At 65.7% G+C, this 21,402-nt stretch carries 19 protein-coding genes; 15 read left to right on the top strand and 4 right to left on the bottom strand.

Features of this window, described 5'->3' with window-relative positions; translation table 11 throughout:
• The first annotated feature begins 23 nt into the window (after window positions 1-23).
• Window positions 24-1,313, top strand: coding sequence for a M20/M25/M40 family metallo-hydrolase (locus tag GGR13_RS10445; protein WP_183213465.1), 1,290 nt, complete (start codon window positions 24-26; stop codon window positions 1,311-1,313).
• A 46-nt stretch (window positions 1,314-1,359) separates the two neighbouring features.
• Window positions 1,360-2,610 carry a dipeptidase gene (locus tag GGR13_RS10440; protein ID WP_183213464.1) on the top strand — a complete coding sequence of 417 codons (1,251 nt, stop codon included), beginning with the start codon at window positions 1,360-1,362 and terminating at the stop codon, window positions 2,608-2,610.
• Window positions 2,611-2,625: 15 nt separating this feature from the next.
• Here GGR13_RS10440 and GGR13_RS10435 read toward each other — a convergent pair whose 3' ends face one another.
• Window positions 2,626-3,024 carry a BLUF domain-containing protein gene (locus GGR13_RS10435; protein ID WP_183213463.1) on the bottom strand — a complete coding sequence of 133 codons (399 nt, stop codon included), beginning with the start codon at window positions 3,022-3,024 and terminating at the stop codon, window positions 2,626-2,628.
• Window positions 3,025-3,209: 185 nt separating this feature from the next.
• Here GGR13_RS10435 and GGR13_RS16755 point away from each other — a divergent pair, with 185 nt between their 5' ends.
• Together GGR13_RS16755 and GGR13_RS10430 are read left to right on the top strand one after the other, a co-directional pair.
• Entirely contained in the window at window positions 3,210-3,335 is a 126-nt protein-coding gene (locus tag GGR13_RS16755; RefSeq protein WP_281380574.1) for a hypothetical protein, read from the top strand.
• Window positions 3,336-3,382: 47 nt separating this feature from the next.
• Window positions 3,383-3,862 carry a TspO/MBR family protein gene (locus tag GGR13_RS10430; protein WP_183213462.1) on the top strand — a complete coding sequence of 160 codons (480 nt, stop codon included), beginning with the start codon at window positions 3,383-3,385 and terminating at the stop codon, window positions 3,860-3,862.
• Here GGR13_RS10430 and GGR13_RS10425 read toward each other — a convergent pair.
• The gene (locus GGR13_RS10425; protein ID WP_183213461.1) at window positions 3,850-4,302 is read right to left on the bottom strand and encodes a tRNA (cytidine(34)-2'-O)-methyltransferase; all 453 of its coding nucleotides are present in this window, start codon (window positions 4,300-4,302) and stop codon (window positions 3,850-3,852) included. The genes GGR13_RS10430 and GGR13_RS10425 overlap by 13 nt on opposite strands.
• A 193-nt stretch (window positions 4,303-4,495) precedes the next feature.
• Between GGR13_RS10425 and petA the strand changes: the two genes are divergently transcribed.
• From petA to GGR13_RS10405, 4 genes are all read left to right on the top strand, one after another.
• A complete protein-coding gene (petA, locus tag GGR13_RS10420) occupies window positions 4,496-5,062 on the top strand; it encodes a ubiquinol-cytochrome c reductase iron-sulfur subunit (RefSeq protein ID WP_183213460.1) in 567 nt (188 codons plus the stop codon).
• A gap of 5 nt (window positions 5,063-5,067) precedes the next feature.
• Window positions 5,068-6,396 (top strand): cytochrome b, encoded by a 1,329-nt coding sequence (locus GGR13_RS10415; RefSeq protein ID WP_183213459.1) that lies wholly within the window; start codon window positions 5,068-5,070, stop codon window positions 6,394-6,396.
• A gap of 5 nt (window positions 6,397-6,401) precedes the next feature.
• Window positions 6,402-7,262: a cytochrome c1 gene (locus tag GGR13_RS10410; RefSeq protein ID WP_183213458.1), complete on the top strand. Its 861-nt coding sequence runs from the start codon at window positions 6,402-6,404 to the stop codon at window positions 7,260-7,262.
• A gap of 129 nt (window positions 7,263-7,391) precedes the next feature.
• Window positions 7,392-9,056 (top strand): M28 family metallopeptidase, encoded by a 1,665-nt coding sequence (locus GGR13_RS10405; RefSeq protein ID WP_183213457.1) that lies wholly within the window; start codon window positions 7,392-7,394, stop codon window positions 9,054-9,056.
• A gap of 94 nt (window positions 9,057-9,150) precedes the next feature.
• Here GGR13_RS10405 and GGR13_RS10400 read toward each other — a convergent pair whose 3' ends face one another.
• Together GGR13_RS10400 and GGR13_RS10395 are read right to left on the bottom strand one after the other, a co-directional pair.
• Window positions 9,151-10,854, bottom strand: a complete 1,704-nt coding sequence (locus GGR13_RS10400; RefSeq protein WP_343060348.1) for a lytic transglycosylase domain-containing protein — start codon at window positions 10,852-10,854, stop codon at window positions 9,151-9,153.
• An 88-nt stretch (window positions 10,855-10,942) separates the two neighbouring features.
• Window positions 10,943-11,749, bottom strand: coding sequence for a uracil-DNA glycosylase (locus GGR13_RS10395; protein WP_183213456.1), 807 nt, complete (start codon window positions 11,747-11,749; stop codon window positions 10,943-10,945).
• 192 nt (window positions 11,750-11,941) lie between these two features.
• Between GGR13_RS10395 and GGR13_RS10390 the strand changes: the two genes are divergently transcribed.
• From GGR13_RS10390 to glyS, 7 genes are all read left to right on the top strand, one after another.
• Complete coding sequence (locus GGR13_RS10390) at window positions 11,942-13,594, top strand: electron transfer flavoprotein-ubiquinone oxidoreductase (RefSeq protein WP_183213650.1); 1,653 nt, start codon at window positions 11,942-11,944, stop codon at window positions 13,592-13,594.
• A 58-nt stretch (window positions 13,595-13,652) separates the two neighbouring features.
• Window positions 13,653-15,518, top strand: coding sequence for a tetratricopeptide repeat protein (locus tag GGR13_RS10385; protein WP_183213455.1), 1,866 nt, complete (start codon window positions 13,653-13,655; stop codon window positions 15,516-15,518).
• Window positions 15,519-15,525: 7 nt separating this feature from the next.
• Window positions 15,526-16,425, top strand: coding sequence for a 4-(cytidine 5'-diphospho)-2-C-methyl-D-erythritol kinase (locus GGR13_RS10380; RefSeq protein WP_183213454.1), 900 nt, complete (start codon window positions 15,526-15,528; stop codon window positions 16,423-16,425).
• A 189-nt stretch (window positions 16,426-16,614) separates the two neighbouring features.
• Window positions 16,615-17,442 carry a fasciclin domain-containing protein gene (locus GGR13_RS10375; protein WP_183213453.1) on the top strand — a complete coding sequence of 276 codons (828 nt, stop codon included), beginning with the start codon at window positions 16,615-16,617 and terminating at the stop codon, window positions 17,440-17,442.
• 87 nt (window positions 17,443-17,529) lie between these two features.
• The gene (locus GGR13_RS10370; protein ID WP_183213452.1) at window positions 17,530-18,471 is read left to right on the top strand and encodes a glycine--tRNA ligase subunit alpha; all 942 of its coding nucleotides are present in this window, start codon (window positions 17,530-17,532) and stop codon (window positions 18,469-18,471) included.
• A 5-nt stretch (window positions 18,472-18,476) separates the two neighbouring features.
• Window positions 18,477-18,971 carry an endonuclease domain-containing protein gene (locus GGR13_RS10365; protein ID WP_183213451.1) on the top strand — a complete coding sequence of 165 codons (495 nt, stop codon included), beginning with the start codon at window positions 18,477-18,479 and terminating at the stop codon, window positions 18,969-18,971.
• The gene (gene glyS, locus GGR13_RS16635; protein WP_246347793.1) at window positions 18,971-21,199 is read left to right on the top strand and encodes a glycine--tRNA ligase subunit beta; all 2,229 of its coding nucleotides are present in this window, start codon (window positions 18,971-18,973) and stop codon (window positions 21,197-21,199) included. The genes GGR13_RS10365 and glyS overlap by 1 nt, the downstream gene beginning before the upstream one ends.
• The last annotated feature ends 203 nt before the right edge of the window (window positions 21,200-21,402 follow it).

Here is a 21,402-nt window from a genome sequence, read left to right as displayed (position 1 = left end):
GTTATTGAACCGGGGTTGTCCTGATGCGTCGTTGCCTGCTGGCCCTGTCCTTGATGGCCCTAGCCCTGCCGGCCCTCGCACAGGATGCGGAACGAACGATGCTCTCGACAGTGGTCGCCGAGCACGACAGGCACGTCGGCCTGCTGGAGCGGATGGTGAACGTCAACTCCGGCACCCTGAACTTGGCCGGTGTCCGCGCGGTCGGGGAGATGGTCCGCGCCGAGCTGGAACCGCTCGGCTTTGACGTGAAGTGGGTCGACATGGCCGAAACGGGCCGGGCAGGGCACCTCATCGCCACCCACCCGGGCAACGGCAAAAATGTCTTGCTGATTGGCCATCTGGATACGGTGTTCGAGCCGGAAAGTCCGTTCCAGACCTTTGTTCGGGACGGCTCGCGCGCGACCGGCCCGGGCATTGGAGATGACAAGGGCGGGGTGGTGGTCATCGTCGCTGCCATGCGGGCCATGCAGGCTGCTGGCACGCTGGATGATGCCAATGTGACCATTGTCCTGACCGGAGACGAGGAGCGGATCGGGACGCCCCTGAGCATCGCCCGGCGGGACCTGATCGCGGCGGGCCGTGCGGCGGACTATGCTCTCGAGTTCGAGAACCTCGCCAGCGAGGACGGGGTCGATTTCGGCACCATCGCTCGCCGCAGCAGCGCCAACTGGACGCTGCAGACCTCCGGCCGCACCGGCCACTCCAGCGGGGTGTTCAACGATACCCTCGGCTATGGCGCAATCTACGAGATGGCCCGCATCCTTGATGGCTTCCGGCGAGACCTGCCGGAGCCGAACCTGACCTACAATGTCGGGGTCATTGCCGGAGGCACCCCGGCGGCGATCGATGCGGAAGGCTTCGCCGTCACCGCGTCCGGCAAGACCAACATCGTCGCCTCGACCGCCATTGCACGCGGAGACCTCCGCACCCTGACCCCGGAACAGGACGCCCGCGTCCGTCAGCGGATGCAAGGCATCGTCGACCAGCACCTGCCCCGGACCGATGCCGAGCTTTCATTCGGGGAGGGCGGCTATCCGCCCATGGCACCGAGTGACGGCAATCTGGCGCTGCTGGCCCGGCTCAATGCGGTCAACCGCGATCTCGGCCTGCCGGAAATGTCGCCCTATGACCCCGCCCGGCGCGGTGCGGCCGACAGCGGTTTCGTCGCTGCCGACGTTGCAACCCTCGGCGGTCTTGGCGTCGCGGGCGGCGGAGCCCATGCGGAAGGGGAGTGGATCGACCTGGACAGCCTGATCCGACAGTCCCAGCGGGCGGCCGTCCTGATCACTCGCCTCAGCGCCGGTGAACCCTGATCGTCCTCCGCTACCATCGTCCAGCCCCTGTGCCTCCGAGGTCCCCATGCTCCGCGCCTGTCTGATTGCCGTCTCGCTCACCGCCCTGGCCCTTCCGGCCGCTGCCCAGGACGACGCGGCCCGCGCCCGCCGTATCCTGGACCGGACGCCGCTGATTGACGGACACAACGACCTGCCGTGGGCCCTGCGCCAGAACCACGGCAATGATCCGCATGCCGTCGATCTGAGCACCGATCTCGAGGCATCGACCGAGCTTCACACCGACATTCCGCGTCTCAGGGCCGGGGGCGTGGGCGGGCAGTTCTGGTCCGTCTATGTCCCCGCCACCCTGACGCCGGTCGAAGCGGCCAAGGCGACCTTCGAACAGATCGATACGGTCAAGCGGATCGTCGCGGCTCATCCCGATGTGTTCGAGCTGGCCACCACGGCCGATGACATCGTCCGCATCCACAGGGCCGGAAAGATCGCCTCGCTGATCGGCATGGAGGGCGGCTATTCGATCGATGATTCGCTTGGGCTTCTGCGCGAGTTCTTCGACGCAGGGACCCGCTACATCACCCTGACCCATTCCCGCACCACCACCTGGGCCGACAGCGCGACCGATGCGCCGAAATGGGGCGGCCTGTCGCCGTTTGGCGAGGAGGTTGTGCGCGAGATGAACCGGCTGGGCATGCTGGTCGACCTGTCCCATGTGTCGGAGGAGACGATGCTGGACGCGATCCGGGTCTCGCAGGCCCCGGTCATCTTCTCGCATTCCTCGGCCCGCGCGATCACCGCCCACCCCCGAAATGTCCCCGATCGTGTTCTTCGTGAAACGCGCGCGAATGGCGGTCTGGTGATGGTGACGTTCGTGCCCGGTTTCGTGTCCGAGACGGTCCGGGCCTGGAACGCCGGAAGGGCTGCAGAGGACGCGCGACTGAAGGCGCTCAACCCCGGCGATCCGGCGGCCGTGACTGCGGGTCTTGCGGCCTGGACGACCGCCAATCCCATCCCGACGGCCTCGATCGGCGACGTGGCGGACCACCTCGACCATGTGAAGGCGGTGGCCGGAATCGACCACGTCGGTATCGGCGGGGATTTCGACGGGGTTGATGCCCTGCCGGTCGGGCTGGACGGCGTTGACGACTATCCGGCGCTGCTGGCCGAGCTGATGCGCCGCGGCTGGACCGAGGCCGACATCCGCAAGCTGGCAGGCGAGAACATCCTCCGGGTCATGCGGGCCGTCGAGGCCCATGCGGCGACGCAGGCGTCAGTCCGCCCCAGTCTTGCTCGCCTCCCGGATGCAGCCCCCGAATAGATTTGGCAGGATAGATCAGACGGGTTCGGCCGCGATCCGGGCGAACACGGCGATAATGTCGGCCTCGCTGGCCAACTCCATGGTTCCGGCTGCGATCTCGTCGGGGCTCCAGATCCATGACCGGGCCGGATCGTCGCGCATCGCCCAATTCGGGAACAGCCGCTCATCGACTGACCCTTCCAGCAGGCACCGGACGCCCAGGTGGCGGTGATCGCGCGCGATGCGGGCATAGGCCCCGCGAACCGCCGGCTCGGGCCCTTCAAGCCACTGCAGATAAAGATCTGCCCGGCAGATCAGCGCCCCTGTGATGTCGTCCCGGGCATTGCAGCGACGGGCGTCTGCCAGGATGCCGTTGAGCATTGCCTGATCGAAGCCGAAGGGCTGGGACGCATAGACGACACGGTGCAGGACCATGATGACTCCGGCCCGGAGCGCGTCACGGCCGTGACGGTCGTGAGGCAACACACCCTAGCCCGAAACGCATCGAAACGCACTGCGACTTTGCCCCGGGAAGGTATTTGGGAACGTCCTCGTGCGACGGGACGCCGCGTGACAGTTTGAACACTGCTTCCTGTCCCGCAAATCGCCGATCGGGGAGGATGACAGAAAAACCTTCACCGGCTCCCGCGCCGTCTCGCCTTGTCCGCACCCTTGGCTGTCTGGTCTATCCGGTCGGCTTCGGCATCGTTGTTGCGCTGGCCCTGTACATCAAGTCGCTGGTTTGAGTCCGCGCGGGGTGGGCGACGTCGCCTCTTCCCTGTAAGCGAGGCAGATGGATCAGGCCGACTGGATCGCACTCGCTGTATTCGCCGGGCTGAATGTGGCCTCCGCGTCGAGCGGAAGCGTATTCAAGCCCGGAGAATGGTACGCCGCACTGCGGAAACCCTCGTGGACGCCGCCCAACCTGGCCTTTCCGATCGTCTGGGGCGTGCTTTTCGCCATCAACGCCACGGCAGGCTGGCTCGTCTGGGAGGCCGTCGGCACGGCGTCACCCCTGGCCTTCGGGCTTTACGTCGGCTCGCTGGTCCTGAACGCCGGCTGGTCCTGGCTGTTCTTCGGGCGTCGTCGCATGGACCTGGCGCTCGTGAATGTGGTGCTGCTCTGGGTTTCACTGGTCGCCATCATGGCGGTTTTCTGGGAGCTCAGGCCGTTGTCGACCCTGCTGCTCATTCCGTACCTGACCTGGGTCACCATTGCCTCGGTCCTGAATCTCAGGATGCTGCAGCTGAATCGCGGCCCTCAGCCGACCTGAGTCCGCGTTTGTCGCAATGCTTCGAACAGGCCGATCCCTGCGCTGACGGAAAGGTTCAGTGATCGCGCCTCCGGCTGGATCGGGATGTAGACGCGCGCGTGTGCGGCGGCATGCACATAGTCCGGCGCACCTGAGGTCTCCTTGCCGAATAGCAGGGTGTCATCAGCCTCGAACGAGAAATTCCTGATTGAAGTCGAGGCCTTGGTGGTGAAGAGGACCAGTCGGCCCGGACCCCGGTCCTGCTGGAAACGGGTCCAGTCAGCGTGCGGGATCATGTGGCCGAGCGGCCCGTAGTCCAGCGCAGCCCGCTTCATTGCCCGGTCGTCGAAGGCGAAACCCGTCGGCTCGATCACGTGAAGCTCAACGCCGAAACAGGCCGACAGCCTGATGCAGGCTCCCACATTCTGCGGGATGTCCGGTTGAAAAAGGGCGAGACGCATTCTATGGCCCTCATACGCGCAGACCGAGGGCCTGTCGCGGCCTGAATTGCGAGTGTTTCTCAAGCGAACACGGACATTCTTGCGGCGATGGGCCGCAAAATGAGGCCGGGCAATTTCATCTGCCTTGCGCTAGATAACCCGCACGCGCGGACGCCTTCATGCGTCCCGTTTCGCGTTTTTCAGAGGTGAGACCTTGGCCGAATCGGTCGTGACGAACGAAGCCCACCACGGAGCACCCGGGGGGCCGGAAGGCGAGGCAACACGCCGCGACTTCATTCATATCGCTGCAAGTGCCGCGGCGGTCGGTGCCGGTGTCATGGTGGCCTGGCCGCTGATCAACTCGATGAACCCGGCGGCAGACACGCTTGCCCTGGCGACCATCGACTTCGACGTGTCCAAGGTCATGGAGGGCCAGCAGGTCGTCATCACCTGGCAGGGCAAGCCCGTGTTCGTACGCCATCGCACCGCGGCCGAGATCCAGCGCGTGATCGCCGACAACAATGCCTCGGATCTCAAGGAACCGCAGACGGACCAGGAACGCACCAAGGTGGGCCATGAGCCCTTCCTCGTGGTCGTTGGATCCTGCACCCATCTGGGCTGCATTCCGACCTTCGGGACCGGCGACTTCGGTGGCTGGTTCTGCCCTTGCCACGGGTCGCATTACGATGCGTCCGGCCGCATTCGCAAAGGCCCTGCACCCCTGAATCTCGTGGTGCCCCCCTACGAGTTTACCACTGACACCAGCGTCAGGATCGGCTGAGGATCATGAGCGGACACGAATCCACCTATGTGCCCAAGACGGGCGTTGAGAAATGGCTCGACACGCGGCTGCCGATCGTTCGGTTCGGCGCCGACTATATGTCGCTGCCGACCCCCAAGAACCTGAACTACTGGTACACGTTCGGGGCCATCCTGACGGTCTGCCTGATGATCCAGATCATCACCGGCATCTTTCTGGCCATGAACTATGTGCCGACGACGGCCGGCGCGTTTGCCTCGGTCGAGCGCATCATGCGTGACGTCAACGGCGGCTGGCTTCTGCGCTACGTCCACGCCAACGGGGCGTCGATGTTCTTCATCGCCGTCTATGTCCACATGCTCCGCGGCCTCTATTACGGGTCCTACAAGGCCCCCCGCGAGATGATCTGGATCCTGGGCTGCGTGATCTTCTTCCTGATGATCGCGACCGCCTTCCTCGGCTACGTCCTGCCTTGGGGCCAGATGTCCTACTGGGGTGCCGAGGTGATCACCAATCTGGTCGGGGCGATCCCGCTCATCGGCGAGCCGATCCTGATCTGGCTGCGTGGCGGCCCGGCGATCGACAATGCGACGCTGAACCGCTTCTTCTCGCTGCACTATCTGCTGCCATTCGTGATCTTCGGCGTGGTCGTGCTGCACCTCTGGGCGCTTCACACTTCCGGCCAGAACAACCCCGTCGGTATCCTGATCCCCAAGGATCGGGAGAAGAAGGACATGATCCCGTTCCACCCGTACTACACGGTCAAGGACGGCTTCGCCCTGCTGCTGTTCATGACCATGTTTGCCGTGTTCGTGTTCTTCATGCCCAACGCCCTGGGTCACGCCGACAACTACATTCCCGCAAACCCGCTGCAAACGCCGGCTCACATCGTGCCCGAATGGTACATGCTGCCGTTCTACGCCATCCTGCGGGCTGTGCCTGACAAGTTCGGCGGCGTGCTGGCCATGTTCGGCGCGATCGGCGTCCTGTTCGTCCTGCCCTGGCTGGACACATCGAAGGTGCGCTCCATGCGCTACCGTCCGACCATGCGCATCTTCTACATCGCCTTCGTCATCAATGGCCTGATCCTGGGCTGGTGCGGTGGCCAGTTGCCGGACGCGCCGGTCATCGGAAACTTCTCGACCTTCAATCTGATCGACGGGGACCTGAACTCCTTCCTTTGGCTGACGCGGTTCGCGACGCTGTATTACTTCGCCTTCTTCTTCGTGCTTCTGCCGTTCGTCGGACTGAAGGAGACCCCGCTGCGGATCCCGCTGTCGATTTCCGAACCCGTCCTGCGCGGTCCGGATGCGATGTCGGGCGCCGTGCCTGCCCAAGCCGAAAAGAAGGGCTGATCGCGATGACGATTTCCATCCGTAAAGTCCTTGGCGTTGCGGTCGCCGCGACTGCCCTGGCTGTTTCCGCCGCTCCGGCTTCAGCCGCTGGCGGAAGCAAGGAGCCTCGCAAAGCCGGATTCTCGTTTGAGGGTCCGTTCGGCACCTTTGATCAGGCCCAACTCCAGCGCGGCTACAAGGTCTACCGCGAGGTCTGCTCGGCCTGCCACAGCATGGAACTGATGTCGTTCCGGACTCTCGGCGAGAAGGGCGGACCGTTCTATGATCCCAAGGCCGCCAGCCCTGCCGACAACCGGTTTGTCCGTGCCCTCGCGGCAGAGGCCACGATCAACGACATCGACACCGAGATCGGTGAGCCGATGACGCGTCCTGGAACGCCAGCGGACAAGTTTCCCAGCCCTTATCCGAACCGTATCGCGGCAGCCGCTGCGAACGGCGGTGCCGCTCCGCCAGATCTGTCCGTCATGGCGAAGGCGCGTCATGATGGGGCCAACTACATCTATTCGCTTCTCAGCGGGTACGTCGACCCGCCAGCAGGTCTGACGGTCAACCCGGGGCAGTACTATAATCCGTACATGGCGGGCGACATGACGCCCTTCTGGACGGGCGATCACGATGCGGTCCCCAAAGGTGGTTTCATCGCCATGCCGCCGGTGCTGAATCCGGATCAGGTCACCTTCGATGACGGGACGGCAGCGACCGTTGACCAGATGGCCAAGGATGTCGCAGCGTTTATCGCCTGGTCATCCGAGCCCAAGGCCACCGAGCGCAAGCAGGCCGGCATGGGCGTTCTCGCCTTCCTCGCGATCTTCACGGGTCTGACCTACGCCAGCTATCGCAAGATCTGGAAGAACGTCGGCCACTAGGCTCGCGACCTTCCGAATTCGATTAAGGCCCGCCGCAACCCGGCGGGCCTTTTTCGTTGCGGCGTCGTGATCGACACGGATCGCCCCAGTGCCTAGGGTCTGCCCCTGTTTGTCGATCGAGGGTCCTGCATGCGCCTGTCCAAGCCCGTTCTCGCTGCCCTGGGATGGGCGTCCATCCTGTCCGCCTGCGCCAGTGCGCCAGGGGCAGAGCCCACGACCCCCGCCACCTTCGATGCTGCCCGACTCTCCGAACACATCCGGGTGCTCTCTGCCGATGACTTCCAGGGGCGCGGCATTGCGACTCCCGCCGAAGACAAGGTCATCGCCTATCTGTCGGAACAGTTCTCAAAGGCCGGGTTTCAGCCCGGAGGCGAAAACGGTGGCTGGACGCAGGCCGTCACCCTCAACCGCTTCACGGCCGCCAATGGCGTCGCCCGCCTGCAGGTCGGCGACTGGTCGCGGCCCCTGACCCCGGGCGAGGACATCGTGATGTCCAGCCGCCTGCCGGGTAATCATGTCATGCTGATGGATGCCGAGCTGGTCTTCGTCGGCTACGGCATCACAGCCCCCGAGCGTCAGTGGGACGACTTCAAGGACGTCGACGTTCGCGGCAAGATCCTGGTCGTCCTCGTCAACGACGCCGATTTCGAGGAACCCGCGCTGAACACCTTCGGCGGCCGCGCCATGACCTACTATGGCCGCTGGACCTACAAGTACGAGGAGGCTGCGCGTCGGGGCGCTGCGGGTGTCATCATCGTGCACGAGGACGCCCCGGCGTCCTATGGCTGGACAACCGTCCGGAACTCGTGGTCCGGGCCCCAGTTCGACATCGTCCGGGCCAATGCCGCCCGTGAACGCGTCGCTCTGGAGGCCTGGCTGCAGCGGCCGCTGGCGGTCGAACTGTTCCAGCGGTCCGGTCTGGATTTCGAAGCCCTGAAGGTTCGGGCCCGCAGCCGTACCTTTCGCCCGGTCGTCCTTGAGGGGGCTTCGTTCAGCGGAATGTTCGATGTCGCGACGACGACGGTCGAAACCCACAACATCCTGGCCCGTCTGCCCGGGACCACCCGTCCGGACGAGACCGTGCTCTATACCGGCCACTGGGATCACATTGGCGTGGGCACCCCCGACGCCAGCGGCGACGCCATCTTCAACGGAGCCATCGACAATGCATCCGGCATTTCGGGCATGATCGAGCTGGCGCGGGTGTGGGCGGCCGGGCCCCGTCCCGAGCGATCGATCGTGATGATCGGTTTCACGGCCGAAGAGAGCGGACTGCTGGGATCGGAGTACTATGCGGCCAACCCGATCTATCCACTGGAGAAGACCGTCGGCGGGTTCAACATGGACTCGGCCAATGTCTATGGCCGGACCGCGGGCTTCAGGGTCGTCGGGTACGGCCAGTCCGATTTCGACGACCGGATGGCCACGGTCGTTCAGGCCCAGGGACGGGTGGTCGAGCCGGACGGAAACCCGGCCTCGGGCGGTTACTTCCGTTCGGATCACTTCCCGCTGGCCAAGCGCGGTGTCCCGATGGCCTATGCGGCCAGCGGCGGAGAGTTCCGCGACGAACCCATCGCCGCCCGCAACGCGGCCCGGTCCGACTATACGTCGCGCCGCTATCACCAGGCCGATGACGAATGGTCGGCGGACTGGGACTATACGGGCCAGATCGAGGATCTGAACGTCTATTTGGCGGTAGGTCGTGATCTGGCCAACAGCCGGGCGTGGCCGCAATGGAAGCCCGGTTCGGAGTTTGCCCCGGCCCGGGCCGCCAGCGACGCCGTGCGCCAGTAGGCGAGAGCCGAGGGCCGATTTCGCACGCGGTCCCGGATCGCCGTGGTCACGTCGGTGACCACGGCCCTCGTCCGGTCTGGCGTGGGGCGACGGTCTAGGGCGCGCCCACTGGTGGAGCGACGGACGCCATCATGGGGCTGGTCGGCAGGGGTGCGACATAGTCGAGACCGATCGGAACCAGACGGGCCCCGCCGGCAACGGCATCCAGCGTGTTCAGGGGGCCGCCGAACATGCGCTGGTAGATCCAGTAGGCGGCCATGACTTCCTCGACGTACTGACGCGCCTGGGGCACGTCGATCGTCTCAATCAGCAGCAGGGGGTCGGCATCTGGACCCAGCTTGCGGATCGCGCTCAGCATGGGGCCCGGTCCGGCATTGTAGGACGCGACGGCGCGCAGGACGTCGCCCCGGAAGGCCGGAAGTGCCAGCATCTTGTTGATATAGGCCTGGCCCAGACGGATGTTGGTTGCGGGCACCAGCAGGCGTTGCGGGTCCGTGGCAAAGCCGCGATCTCCGGTCAGTTCGGCCGCCGTGGTCGGCATGACCTGCATGATCCCGAACGCACCGGCACCCGAGCGCGCCTCGGGGTCAAAGCCAGTTTCCTTGCGGGCAATGGCGTAGACGAGGGCCTTCTCGATGGTGAAGCCGCCTTCCGGCTCCAGAACCGGCTGGGCGTAGCGGGTGGCGTCGATCCGGGTCACGTCACTGCTGGTGTTGAAGCGCAGCGCCCGGGCAAGCCCGGCCCACATGCGGCGCGCTGTGTCCCCGGCTGCGCCCCGCAGGCCGGTGCGCAGCTCGCTCTGGGCATCGGTACGACGACCGACCTCGTAGAAGGCGACGGTCCGGCGCGCTTGTGGGTCGGACTGGATAAAGGCGTTCAGCTCACCGAGGTCCACGCCGATCGGCTCGGCGGGCTGGTAGGTCGCCTGACGCACAGCGGCCTGATAGGGGCGGGGGCCCAGGTTCTCGATCGCCGGCTCCTCGCCAAGCTGGCGAAGGGCGATCTGGCCATAGAAGGTCGCGGGCCAGCGGGCGGCGAGGCGCTGGTATTCCTGAATGCGGTCCTGACGGCCCGACAGTCCTGCGGCCTTCGAGGCCCAGACGGCAGCGCCGGCCCTAACCCATGCGTCCTCGGTGGGGTCAAGCGCGACCCGTTCGAAGGCCTCGAAGGCAGCACTGAAATCGTTCAGGCGATACTGGGCGAGGGCAACGGTCCACCAGTCACCGATCTGGCTGCCCAGCATGACCGCGCCGGACAGGTCGTCGTTGTTCAGGGCGACGCGTGCGGCCCGAGCGGGATCGTCCTCGGTCGAGCCCCCTCCGGCATCGACGACGCTGTCCCAGGTGCGCCCGCCCACGCCCCGGGGGCGTCTGGGTTCAGGGGCACCGTCCGGCCGACGCCGAAGGGCGAGGCTATAGACACGCGGCGCGGTGGGCAGGTCGGCATAGTCTTCGAGCCAGGCCGCCAGTTCGTCGTATGTTGCGGTGTGCGAGCGGTGGAACAGGCGCTCGAACTCTACCTGACCCAGCAGGACGCGATCGTTGGCCAGCCGGGCCGATGTGCGGGCCAGCTCCAGATCGCCGCGCCGCAAGGCATCGAAGGCCGTGGTGTAGGTGAGGCGATCGGACGGGCTCAGCGCGACGGGGCCATTCTCCGAACCCGGAAGCGCAGATAGGACCGGGCGCTCCTCGGCAGCGTGCGCCGAGACCGAAAGGGTCACCAGCGGAAACGACACGGCGAGCGCGAGAAGCGCACCAGGAAACTTCAATGACAAAGCGGCGGCCTCTTCGTGCTGCACGTCTCCCGTCTCGATTCAGGATCGGCGCGCGGTCTGCGATTGGTCGTCAGTGGTCAGTATGCGGAATTCGCCTCATTGGGGCAATCTTTTAAGGGTTAATGATGTCCGGCGCGTCAAGTCGGGCTGCCAGATTCAGCATGTCGGACCAGACGACGCGCTTGGCCTGGGGCTGTCTCAGCAGGAAGGCCGGATGCAGCGTGGGCAGGGCCGGCGCCGAAACGTCGCCCTCCGGCAGCCGCCACTCCCGCCATTCGCCCCGCAGTTTCATGATCCCGTCCTCGGTCCTGAGCACCGATTTCGAGGCGGCGGCTCCGAGCAGCAGCACGACTTTCGGCTTCAGCAGCGCAAAGGCCCGTTCGACAAAGGGCGCGCTGATGGCCTGTTCAGCCGGTGTCGGTGTGCGATTCCCGGGGGGGCACCAGAAGACGGTGTTGGTGATGAAGACCCGGTCGGTCAGCCCTGCGGCAGCAATCATCCGGTCCAGCAACTGTCCGGCCTTGCCGACGAACGGCTCACCCTGAGCGTCTTCCTCGGCCCCGGGTCCTTCGCCAATGATCAGCACCGGGGCTGTCGGGTTGCCCCGGGCGAAGACCGACTGACGGGCTCCCATTTCACGCAGGGGACAACCCTCGAAGGCGGCAACGGCGGCGGCCAGTTCGTCGAGCGTCCTGCACGCCGAGGCCAGACGACGTGCCTCCTCGGCTGATCCTGCGGTATCCTGGGGGACCACGACACTGGCCGTGGCGCGCGCAACCGCCTTCAGCGCGAGCGGGGGAACATAGGTTCGATCGACCGGCGCGTCCTCGAAACAGGCGTCGACCCCCGCATCCGCCCAGAAGGCGAGAAGGCTCTCGGCTGCAGCCCTGTCGAAGGGAATGTCGGAAACGGCGTTCATGGTCTGCGACAGGGATAGGCCTTGACCGCCGTCGCGTCACCTATCGATAAGGGTCGAAATCCCATGCACCACGAGGAACAGCGCCGAATGGCCGAGGAAGCGATCGAAGGCGGCACCGAGAGCCCGGCCCAGGAAGCCATCCTGGACAATCTGCCGCCTCTGGAAGCGCTTCAGGGCGTGGAGCGCGAGGTCATGGAGTATGACGTCGTCATCGTCGGGGGCGGACCGTCAGGCCTGTCTGCCGCAATCCGGCTCAAGCAGAAGGCCGCCGAGGCCGGGACCGAAATCTCCGTCGCCGTGCTGGAGAAGTCGGCCGAGGTCGGGGGGCATATCCTGTCCGGTGCCGTGATCGATCCGCGCGCCCTGACCGAGCTGTTCCCGGACTGGAAGGCCATGGGGGCACCACTGGAGACCCCGGTGACCAAGGACAAGTTCATGGTGCTTGGCCCCATGGGCCAGGTCTCCCTGCCGATGTTCGCCCTGCCGCCGATGATGCACAACGAGGGCTGCTACATCGCCTCGCTGGCCAATGTGACGCGCTGGCTCGGCGAACAGGCCGAGGGTCTCGGCGTCGAGGTCTATCCCGGCATGGCCGCCAGCCATGTGGTCTGGGACGAGCCATCGGGGCGGGTGAAGGGTGTCGTGGCCGGGGTGTTCGGCATCGACAAGCACGGGAAGCCGACCGACGATTTCCAGCCCGGGATCGAGCTGCACGGCAAATACGTCTTTATCGCCGAGGGCGTGCGCGGGTCCCTGGCCAAGACCATTATCGCCCGCCACAAGCTGGCCGAGGGCAAGGAGCCGCAGAAATACGGCATCGGCCTGAAGGAACTCTGGCAGGTCCCGCCCGAGAAGCACCAGCCGGGTCTGGCCCAGCACACCACCGGCTGGCCGCTGGACGAGCACACCGGCGGCGGCAGCTTCATGTACCATTTCGGCGATAACTACGTGGCCATCGGCTACGTCGTGCACCTGAACTACAAGAACCCCCACCTGTCGCCCTTCGACGAGTTCCAGCGGTTCAAGCATCACCCGGCCATTGCCGAGCACCTGGAGGGCGCGACGCGCATCTCCTATGGCGCACGGGCGATCACCGAGGGCGGGTTCCAGTCGGTTCCCAAGCTCAGCTTCCCCGGCGGGGCCCTGATCGGCTGTTCGGCGGGCTTCGTGAACGTTCCCCGCATCAAGGGCAGCCACAATGCCATGAAGACCGGCATGCTGGCCGCCGATGCCGCCTATGAGGCCGTCATGGCCGGGCGTGCCGGTGACGAACTGGTCGAGTACCAGGCCGCTTATGAGAAGAGCTGGGTCTACAAGGAGCTGAAGTCCGTCCGGAACGCCAAGCCCCTGCTGTCGAAACTGGGTACGACGCTGGGTGGGGCGGCCGGTCTGTTCGACCTGTGGACCAACCATCTTACCGGTCTGTCGGTGTTCGGTACCCAGAAGCACGGCAAGACCGATGCGGCCTCGACGGAACTGGCCTCGAAGCACAAGCCGATCGTCTATCCGAAGCCGGACGGAAAGCTGTCTTTCGACAAGCTGTCCAGCGTGTTCATCTCGAATACCAACCATGCCGAGGAACAGCCCGCGCACCTGAAGCTGATCGACCCGTCGGTGCCGATCCGGGTCAACCTGCCCAAATATGGCGAGCCCGCGCGGCTGTATTGCCCGGCCGGAGTCTACGAGGTGCTGTATGCGGACGAGGCGACGAAGTCCGAGCCGCGCTTCCAGATCAACGCGCAGAACTGCGTCCACTGCAAGACGTGTGACATCAAGGATCCGTCCCAGAACATCGTCTGGACGACGCCAGAGGGTGGCGGCGGGCCCAACTATCCGAACATGTGATGGCCATCAGCGGGTGTAACGCTTGCGGTCCGATCGCAAAGCGTGAAGGTTCGCGTCCATGCCCATGAAGTCATTCCGTATCGCCCTGCTGGGCTTTGTCGCACCGCTGGCCCTGGCCACGTCGGCGCTGGCGCAGGAGGCTCCACCGCCGGCCCCGGCGATCACGCCGGGCGTGCTGACGGTGCCGAACGTCGCTCCAGCCCCTGCTGCACCGGCAGAGCCCGTGGTTGCGCCGATCCCGGAAGTCTGGGCTCCGGTGCCGCGCAACAGTCAGGGGCGGACGGCCTATGGCCTGTACCTTGCCGGACGCTCAGCCCTGGCAAATGGTCAGGGGTCGCGCGGTGCCGACTATCTGGCCGAGGTGTCGAGGCTGACGCCGGAACAGCCGTCGGTTCGCCAGCAGACCTTCATGGCAGCGCTGATCAGCGGCGACCTGGACGATGCCGCGCGCACGGCGCCGGCGGGCGAGGGTGTCTCTCCGGTCATCGGCGAGGCGGGCCGACTGGTTTCGGTCGTGCAGACCTTTGCCAGAGGTGACGCCCGCAAAGCGCTTGCCGACCTCAAGGCCGACCCCATCCAGCCACCACATGCGCTGGGTGCGACCCTGGTCACGCCCTGGATTGCAGCAGAGGCCGGCGACTGGGATCTTGCGCTTGCCAACCCGGCCGAGGGGTCCGGCGCGGAGGTGAGCCAACTGCAGCGCTACAACCATGCGCAACTGCTCGAGATCCGGCGGCGCTATGACGAGGCCGATGCCGGCTTCAAGGCGCTGGTCGACCTGGCTCCAACCCAGACGATCTTCCGGGTCGAATATGGAGCCTTCCTCGAGCGCAGGGGGCGGCGCGAGGAGGCTCTGGCGGTCTATGCGGCTGCACCGGGGGCGGGGGCACAGACGATCTTTGCCCCCGTGATCGCCCGGGCTCAGGCCAGAGGCCGTCCGCCCAAATTGACCACGATCCGCGAAGGTGCGGCCGAAGCCCTCAACAACTCCGCTGCCGTCCTGGGAGGCGTCGGTCTGGGCGAGTTTGCGGCAGTCTATATCCGTATGGCGTTGAGTGTTGCGCCTTCGGACGGCCTGCGCATGAAGCTGGGCGAAGCCCTGACCGAGGCCCGGCTGGCATCGGCCGCACGCGCGGCCTATGCCGAGGTCAGCCAGGCCGACCCGCTCGTCTATGCCATCGCCCGGACCCAGATCGGTCTGAGCCATGCCCAGGAGGACAGGTTCGAGGAGGCCCTTGTCGAATACCAGAACGCGCTTGCAGCCATTCCCGACAATCCCGGGCTGGCCCAGCAGGTGGCAGGCATGCTGCTGCAGTTGCAGCGTTATGACGAGAGCCTTGCCATCCTGAACGCGCCGGTCCTGGCCCGTGCCGGTCAGGGTGCCGAAACCCATTTCCTGCGGGGCGCGGCCTATGAATCCCTTGGGCGCACGTCCGAGGCCGAAGCGGAACTCTGGGCGGCGCTGCAACTCCAGCCCAACAATCCGACAATCCTGAACTACCTTGGCTATCTTTGGGTCGACAGCGGGACGCGGGTCGCCGAGGGAGCCGCCATGATTGCCCGGGCACATGCCGCATCGCCCAACGATGGCAATATCCAGGACTCACTGGGCTGGGCCCAGTTTCGTCAGGGCCAGTACGAGATCGCGGTCGCCACCCTGGAGGAAGCCGTGGCCAAGGAACCGGCCAATGCTGAAATCAACGACCACCTTGGCGATGCCTATTGGCAGGTGGGGCGCCAGCGCGAGGCCGGATTCCAGTGGAACCGCGTCCTGACCCTGGATCCGGATGCCGAACGCAAGGCCGGGGTCGAGAAGAAGCTGGTGGAGGGTCTGGGGCCCCTGCAGCCCGTATCGGCTGACACCGTGTCCGCTGACACGGCGTCCGGGGCCATAGGGCCGGCCTCGGGCGCAGCCGCGAACTGATCGTGCGATGCGGCTGACGGGACTGGCCCCGGCCAAGGTCAATCTGTTCCTGCACGTTGGACCCATCGAACCCGATGGCTACCATCCGCTGTGCAGTCTGGTCGCCTTTGCCGATGTCGGGGATCGGGTGAGCGTCGAACCGGCCGATCGCCTGACCCTTGAGGTGACAGGTCCGTTCGCCTCCGCCCTGTCGGAGCAGGGTGGCGGGGAGCGGGGCGACAATCTGATCCTGAAGGCCCTGCGCGCGCTGGGTGATGCCGCAGGGCTCGGTGAGCCGGGCCTGAGGGTCATCCTGGACAAGCGGTTGCCGATAGCGGCAGGGCTCGGCGGCGGATCGGCGGATGCCGGCACCTCATTGAAGCTCGCCAACCAGATGCTGAAGCTCGGCATGGACGAGGCGTCGCTGGAAGCCGTGTCCCGGGTCGTGGGTGCAGATGGGCCAATGTGCCTGCGCGGGCGCACCGCCTGGGCCGAGGGCTACGGGGAAAAGCTTTCCGATGCGGATCTGATGCCGCCCCTGCACGCCGTGCTCGTCAATCCCGGCCTTCCGTCGCCAACGGGCGCTGTCTATCGGGCCTATGACGAAGCACCTCGCATTGCGGATCGGCCGGACCCGCCCTCCGACTGGTCCATACCAGCAGTGATCGACTGGCTGGGCAGATGCCGCAACAATCTCGAACTCCCGGCAATGGGCCTGACACCGGGGATCCGGGCGGCCATGCAAGGCGTTGCCGAAATTGAAAACGTTCGCCTGACCCGCATGTCAGGGTCAGGAGCCACGGTTTTCGGGCTGTTTGACAACGAGCGGGACGCGCGGGCTGCAGCGGAGACGTTGGCTCATCGGCAGGCAGGATGGTGGGTCGAAACCTGCATTCTGGGCGGTGTTGCGGCGGATAGAGCCGATTAAGGCGATATATCGGCAGTATTGAGGGCAGTGCCTTTCAATAACCGCCAGATCACCCTTGCCTGAACTTATGTTCACAAAATCGCGATGCGATCTGGAACCAGTCCTGACCCTGGTGCTTTTCACTTGGGTAAGTAACAGGCCGCGCCCTCCCCACTCGGGCGGCCATTTAGATTAAAAGGAACATTCGTCATGCTTCGCACACGACTCCTGACCGCTACTGCCGCCATCGCTCTGTTTGCTGCACCTGCTGCCTTTGCCCAGGATGCATCGACTGGCTCCATGACGCCGGAACCCGCGACATCGGAAGCTTCGGCGCCGCAGGCCACGACGGCACCCGCCCAACCCACGTCCGACGGCGCGGAAACCACGCCCGCCGCTGGCGGTAACGTCATCGACACGCTGAAAGCGGATGGCCAGTTCACGACCCTGCTGGCTGCGCTCGAAGCCGCGCAACTGACGTCGACGTTGCAGACCCAGCCGGCGATCTCGATCTTCGCCCCGACCGACGCGGCTTTTGCGGCCCTGCCCGAGGCGGAGCGCACCCGTCTGATGGATCCGGCCAACGTCAACGAACTGCGTCAGATCCTGCTGTATCATGTGATCGTCGCTGACGTGAATTCGAGCCAGATCCAGGGTGCCAAGGGCGGCGTCGAGACGGCAGCCCGTTCGCAGGTCCAGCTGGACGGTACCGGCTCGACGCTCAAGATCGACGACGCCACCATCGTCCAGGCTGATATCGACGCCTCGAACGGTGCCGTGTTCATCATCGACAAGGTGTTGAGCCCGGAGGCATCCCAGGCCGCCATGGGCGACGAGGAAGCCCTCCCGGCAGCCGCTGATGCGGCCACCGCCCCGGCCGCTGATGTCCCGGCCACGCCGCCGGCCACGACGGATGCGCCCGTGACGGAAGAGGTCACGCCGACCGAAACCGACCCGGCTCAGACGCCGCCGGTTGAGGCCGATGCCGATGCCGGTGCCGAAACGGCCCCGGTCCCGACCCCCGCGCCCCAGGCCTAATCTGCCTGACGACCGCGCGTCGTGTTGAAGTTGAAGGCGGTGGGCCCTAGGGTCCGCCGCCTTTCTCTTTGCCTAAAAGACACGCCCGTGGCCGAACCGTCCGAACCGCTTGCCTTCCAGGATCTGATCCTCACCCTCCAGAAATACTGGGGCGAGCGGGGGTGTGCGATCCTTCAGCCCTATGACGTCGAGGTGGGGGCCGGAACGTTGCACCCGGCGACCGTGCTGCGCGCGCTGGGGCCCCGGCCCTGGAAGGCGGCCTATGTGCAGCCGTCGCGCCGTCCGGGTGATGGCCGCTATGGCGAGAACCCCAACCGCCTTCAGCATTACTACCAGTTTCAGGTGATCCTGAAGCCGAACCCCGACGACCTGCAGGAGCTCTATCTGGGCTCGCTCAAGGCGATCGGGATCGATCCGAAACTTCACGACATCCGCTTTGTCGAGGACGACTGGGAGAACCCGACCGTCGGGGCCTGGGGTCTGGGCTGGGAGGTTTGGTGCGACGGCATGGAGGTGACGCAGTTCACCTATTTCCAGGGCGTCGGCGGGATCGAGGTCGATGTCGTGTCCGGCGAGCTGACCTACGGTCTGGAACGGCTGGCCATGTATGTGCAGGGCGTCGACAACGTCTACGACCTCAAATTCACCAGAGACGGCACGACCTATGGCGAGGTCTTCCTCGAGAACGAACGCCAGCAGTCCCAGGCCAATTTCCACGGCTATGACGTCGAGGGCCTGAAGCGCCGGTTCGAGGACATGGAGGCCGAGTCGACCCGGCTTCTGGCCATGACCGGCCCCCAGGGTCAGCAACTGGTGCTGCCCGCCTATGATCAGGTCCTGAAGGCGTCGCACCTGTTCAACCTGATGGACGCTCGCGGGGCGATCGCCGTCGCCGAACGGCAGAGCTACATCGGCCGCATCCGCGACCTCTGCAAGGCGTGTGCGGTCGCCTATGTCGAACAGGAGCGCGAAGCTCTTCTCCCTTCCCCTCGAGGGGGAAGGGCCGGGGATGGGGTGGAGGCACATTGATCCCCATGTCCCCGCAAGACTCCGAACCCGGTCCCGACGACGGCTTTCCCGGCATCCTGATCGACAGGTTTGCCCGCGCCGCGAAGATCAAGGACGGCGGAATCCAACGCGCGCGCAAACTCCGCGCAACGCCGACCCATGCCGAAAGCACCCTCTGGAAGCGGCTCCGTCAGCTACCGAACCGGGTCCGGCGTCAGGCCCCGATCGGTGCCTATGTCGTCGATTTCGCCTGTCTGCCCGCTAAGCTCGTGATCGAGGTGGATGGCGGGATCCATGCCCAGCCGGACGTAGTGTTGCGCGATTCCGAGCGTGACGCCTGGCTCGATGGCCAAGGCTTTCGGGTCATGCGAATACCGAACAAGCGCATCGATAGCGAGATCGACGCCGTGGTGGCCGAGATCACCAAAGCCATCAGAGTCTCGGTGCCTCTCACCTCCGTCAATGCCTCCACCCCATCCCAACCCTTCCCCCTCGAGGGGAAGGGCTCTAGCGAAATCTGATGCCCCAACTTCTCATCGAACTGTTTTCCGAAGAAATTCCTGCACGGATGCAGGGGGCGGCGGCGCGTGATCTGGAGCGGATGGCGAGCGAGCGGCTGAAGGCTGCCGGCCTGACCTGGGATGCACTGACGACCTATGCCGGGCCCCGGCGGCTGACGCTGGTGGTCGAGGGACTGCCGGTGGCGACGCCGGACCGTGAGGAAGAGGTCAAGGGGCCTCGGACCTCGGCCCCCGAACAGGCGCTGGAGGGCTTCCTGCGCAAGACGGGTCTGACCAAGGAACAGCTGACCGACCGCGATGGCGTCTGGTTCGCCGTGGTGGCGTCGCAGGGCGTGCAGACCACGGCCGTGGTGCCGGAGATGGTCGACCAGATCGTGCGCGGCTTCCCCTGGCCCAAGTCGATGCGCTGGGGCTCCGGCACCCTGCGCTGGGTCCGGCCGCTGAAGCGGATCGTGGCCCTGTTCGACGGGGCCGTGGTGCCGTTCGACATTGACGGCATCCCCAGCAGCGACATGACCGAGGGTCACCGCTTCATGGGCTCCGGCCAGCCGTTCGCGGTCAGGGATTTCGCGGACTACCGCGCCCGGCTGGAGCAGGAATTCGTCCTGCTGGACGCCGCCGACCGACGCCTGCGCATCCTCGAGGCAGCGAAAGCGGTCTGTGCCGAGCGGGGTCTGGTCCTCGTCGACGATGACGGGTTGCTGGAAGAGGTCGCGGGCCTTGCCGAATGGCCGACGCCGATCCTGGGAGACATGGACCCGGCCTTCCTTGACCTGCCGCCCGAGGTGATCCGGCTGTCGATGAAGGTGCACCAGAAATATTTCGCGGTGCGCGACCCGGCCCGCGACGGCCTGGCACCGAATTTCGTCGTCGTCGCCAATGTCGAGGCCTCCGACGGGGGCCGGGCCCTGGCTGGCGGCAATTCGCGAGTGCTGTCGGCGCGCCTGAACGATGCCCGATTCTTCTGGGACGAGGATCGCAAGGTCGGGTTCGACACCTGGTTGAAGAAGCTGGAAGGCGTGACCTTCCATGCCAAGCTGGGAACCCTGGCCGACCGTGTCGAACGGATCGCCGCCCTCGCCCGCGAGATCGCCCCTCTGCTCGGGGCCGATCCCGACCAGGCCGAACGCGCCGCCCGTCTGGCCAAGGCCGATCTGGCGTCCGGCATGGTGGGTGAGTTCCCCGAACTGCAGGGCATCATGGGTGGCTATTATGCGCGTGACCTTGCTGCTCCCTTCCCCCTCGAGGGGGGAAGGGTCGGGGATGGGGGTGGAGGCACGGCGTCGCCTGTATCCCCGCAAGACTCTGCTGCGGGTTCGACCGACGACCGGGTGAACGCGGCCGACCGGACGCAGGCTGCCTCCACCCCCACCCAACCCTCCCCCCTCCAGGGGGAGGGCTCAGCCCTGGCCGACGCCATCCGCGACCACTACAAGCCGCAGGGGCCAAACGACACGGTCCCGACCGCGCCGCTCACGGTCGCCGTGGCGCTGGCGGACAAGCTGGATACGCTGGTCGGGTTCTTCGCCATCGACGAAAGGCCGACGGGGTCGAAAGATCCGTTCGCGCTGAGACGAGCGGCGCTGGGGGTGATCAGGCTACTGATCGCTAACGGCTGCCGCCTGAAAGTAAGTTCAGTTGTTAGAGTTCATTCGGCCCACTTCCCAAGACGCTTTGGCGAAAGTGATCTTTCCCAAGCTGGCGAAGAGGTAGAGCTTCTTCTTTTCTTCGCCGATCGCCTGAAGGTCCTGCTCCGCGATCAGGGCCAACGGCATGATCTCGTCGATGCCGTCTTCGCGCTCGGCGATGACGACCTCGTCCGCATCGTCCGTCGGGTCGAAGCGCTCGGCACCTTCCTCGCCACGGACGACGGCACCAATCTGCTGGCCGGCTACAAGCGCGCGTCCAACATCCTCAGGGCCGAGGAGAAGAAGGGCCCCATTCCGACAGGGATGGTCGACCTCAACCGTCTGGTCCTGCCGCAGGAGCAGGCGCTGGCCGCCTCGGTCCAGAGGGCCCGGATGGATGTGGAAACGGCCGTCGCTGCCGAGGACTTCGCCGGGGCCATGCGGGCGCTGGCGGCCTTGCGGGCTCCGGTCGACGACTTCTTCGTCGGGGTGATGGTCAATTCCGACGTTCCCGAGGAACGCGACAACCGCCTGAAACTGCTGGGCCAGGTCCGTGACGTCATGGGCCAGGTCGCCGACTTCGGCCTGATCGCGGGGTAGGGGTTTCCCAGTCCTTCTCCCCCTGCGGGTCGAGGAGGATCGCATGCGATCCTCCGAGGGGTGCCCCGGAGGGGCGGATGAGGGGTCAGGCGGGATTTTGACGTTGGGCCTGGACGAAACGAAACGGACGAGGGTTGCAACCCCTCATCCGTCACGCTTCGCGTGCCACCTTCTCCCGCAAGGGGAGAAGGAAGATCAGCCGT

The sequence above is a fragment of the Brevundimonas variabilis genome (assembly GCF_014199945.1).
GTDB classification, from domain to species: Bacteria; Pseudomonadota; Alphaproteobacteria; order Caulobacterales; family Caulobacteraceae; genus Brevundimonas; species Brevundimonas variabilis.
The sequence above is the reverse complement of the archived record's forward strand: the minus strand, read 5'-3'. Positions and strand labels throughout refer to the sequence as shown.

Excerpts from the sequence above, each read along its gene's own strand:
- GGR13_RS10415 (WP_183213459.1), top strand. The coding sequence starts at position 5,068 with ATGAGCGGACACGAATCCACCTATGTGCCCAAGACGGGCGTTGAGAAA.
- GGR13_RS10375 (WP_183213453.1), top strand. The coding sequence starts at position 16,615 with ATGCTTCGCACACGACTCCTGACCGCTACTGCCGCCATCGCTCTGTTT.
- GGR13_RS10410 (WP_183213458.1), top strand. The coding sequence starts at position 6,402 with ATGACGATTTCCATCCGTAAAGTCCTTGGCGTTGCGGTCGCCGCGACT.
- GGR13_RS10390 (WP_183213650.1), top strand. The coding sequence starts at position 11,942 with ATGGAGTATGACGTCGTCATCGTCGGGGGCGGACCGTCAGGCCTGTCT.
- GGR13_RS10380 (WP_183213454.1), top strand. The coding sequence starts at position 15,526 with ATGCGGCTGACGGGACTGGCCCCGGCCAAGGTCAATCTGTTCCTGCAC.
- GGR13_RS10365 (WP_183213451.1), top strand. The coding sequence starts at position 18,477 with ATGTCCCCGCAAGACTCCGAACCCGGTCCCGACGACGGCTTTCCCGGC.
- GGR13_RS10385 (WP_183213455.1), top strand. The coding sequence starts at position 13,653 with ATGCCCATGAAGTCATTCCGTATCGCCCTGCTGGGCTTTGTCGCACCG.
- GGR13_RS16755 (WP_281380574.1), top strand. The coding sequence starts at position 3,210 with ATGACAGAAAAACCTTCACCGGCTCCCGCGCCGTCTCGCCTTGTCCGC.
- GGR13_RS10440 (WP_183213464.1), top strand. The coding sequence starts at position 1,360 with ATGCTCCGCGCCTGTCTGATTGCCGTCTCGCTCACCGCCCTGGCCCTT.
- glyS (WP_246347793.1), top strand. The coding sequence starts at position 18,971 with ATGCCCCAACTTCTCATCGAACTGTTTTCCGAAGAAATTCCTGCACGG.
- GGR13_RS10445 (WP_183213465.1), top strand. The coding sequence starts at position 24 with ATGCGTCGTTGCCTGCTGGCCCTGTCCTTGATGGCCCTAGCCCTGCCG.
- GGR13_RS10405 (WP_183213457.1), top strand. The coding sequence starts at position 7,392 with ATGCGCCTGTCCAAGCCCGTTCTCGCTGCCCTGGGATGGGCGTCCATC.
- GGR13_RS10395 (WP_183213456.1), bottom strand. The coding sequence starts at position 11,749 with ATGAACGCCGTTTCCGACATTCCCTTCGACAGGGCTGCAGCCGAGAGC.
- GGR13_RS10425 (WP_183213461.1), bottom strand. The coding sequence starts at position 4,302 with ATGCGTCTCGCCCTTTTTCAACCGGACATCCCGCAGAATGTGGGAGCC.
- GGR13_RS10435 (WP_183213463.1), bottom strand. The coding sequence starts at position 3,024 with ATGGTCCTGCACCGTGTCGTCTATGCGTCCCAGCCCTTCGGCTTCGAT.
- GGR13_RS10430 (WP_183213462.1), top strand. The coding sequence starts at position 3,383 with ATGGATCAGGCCGACTGGATCGCACTCGCTGTATTCGCCGGGCTGAAT.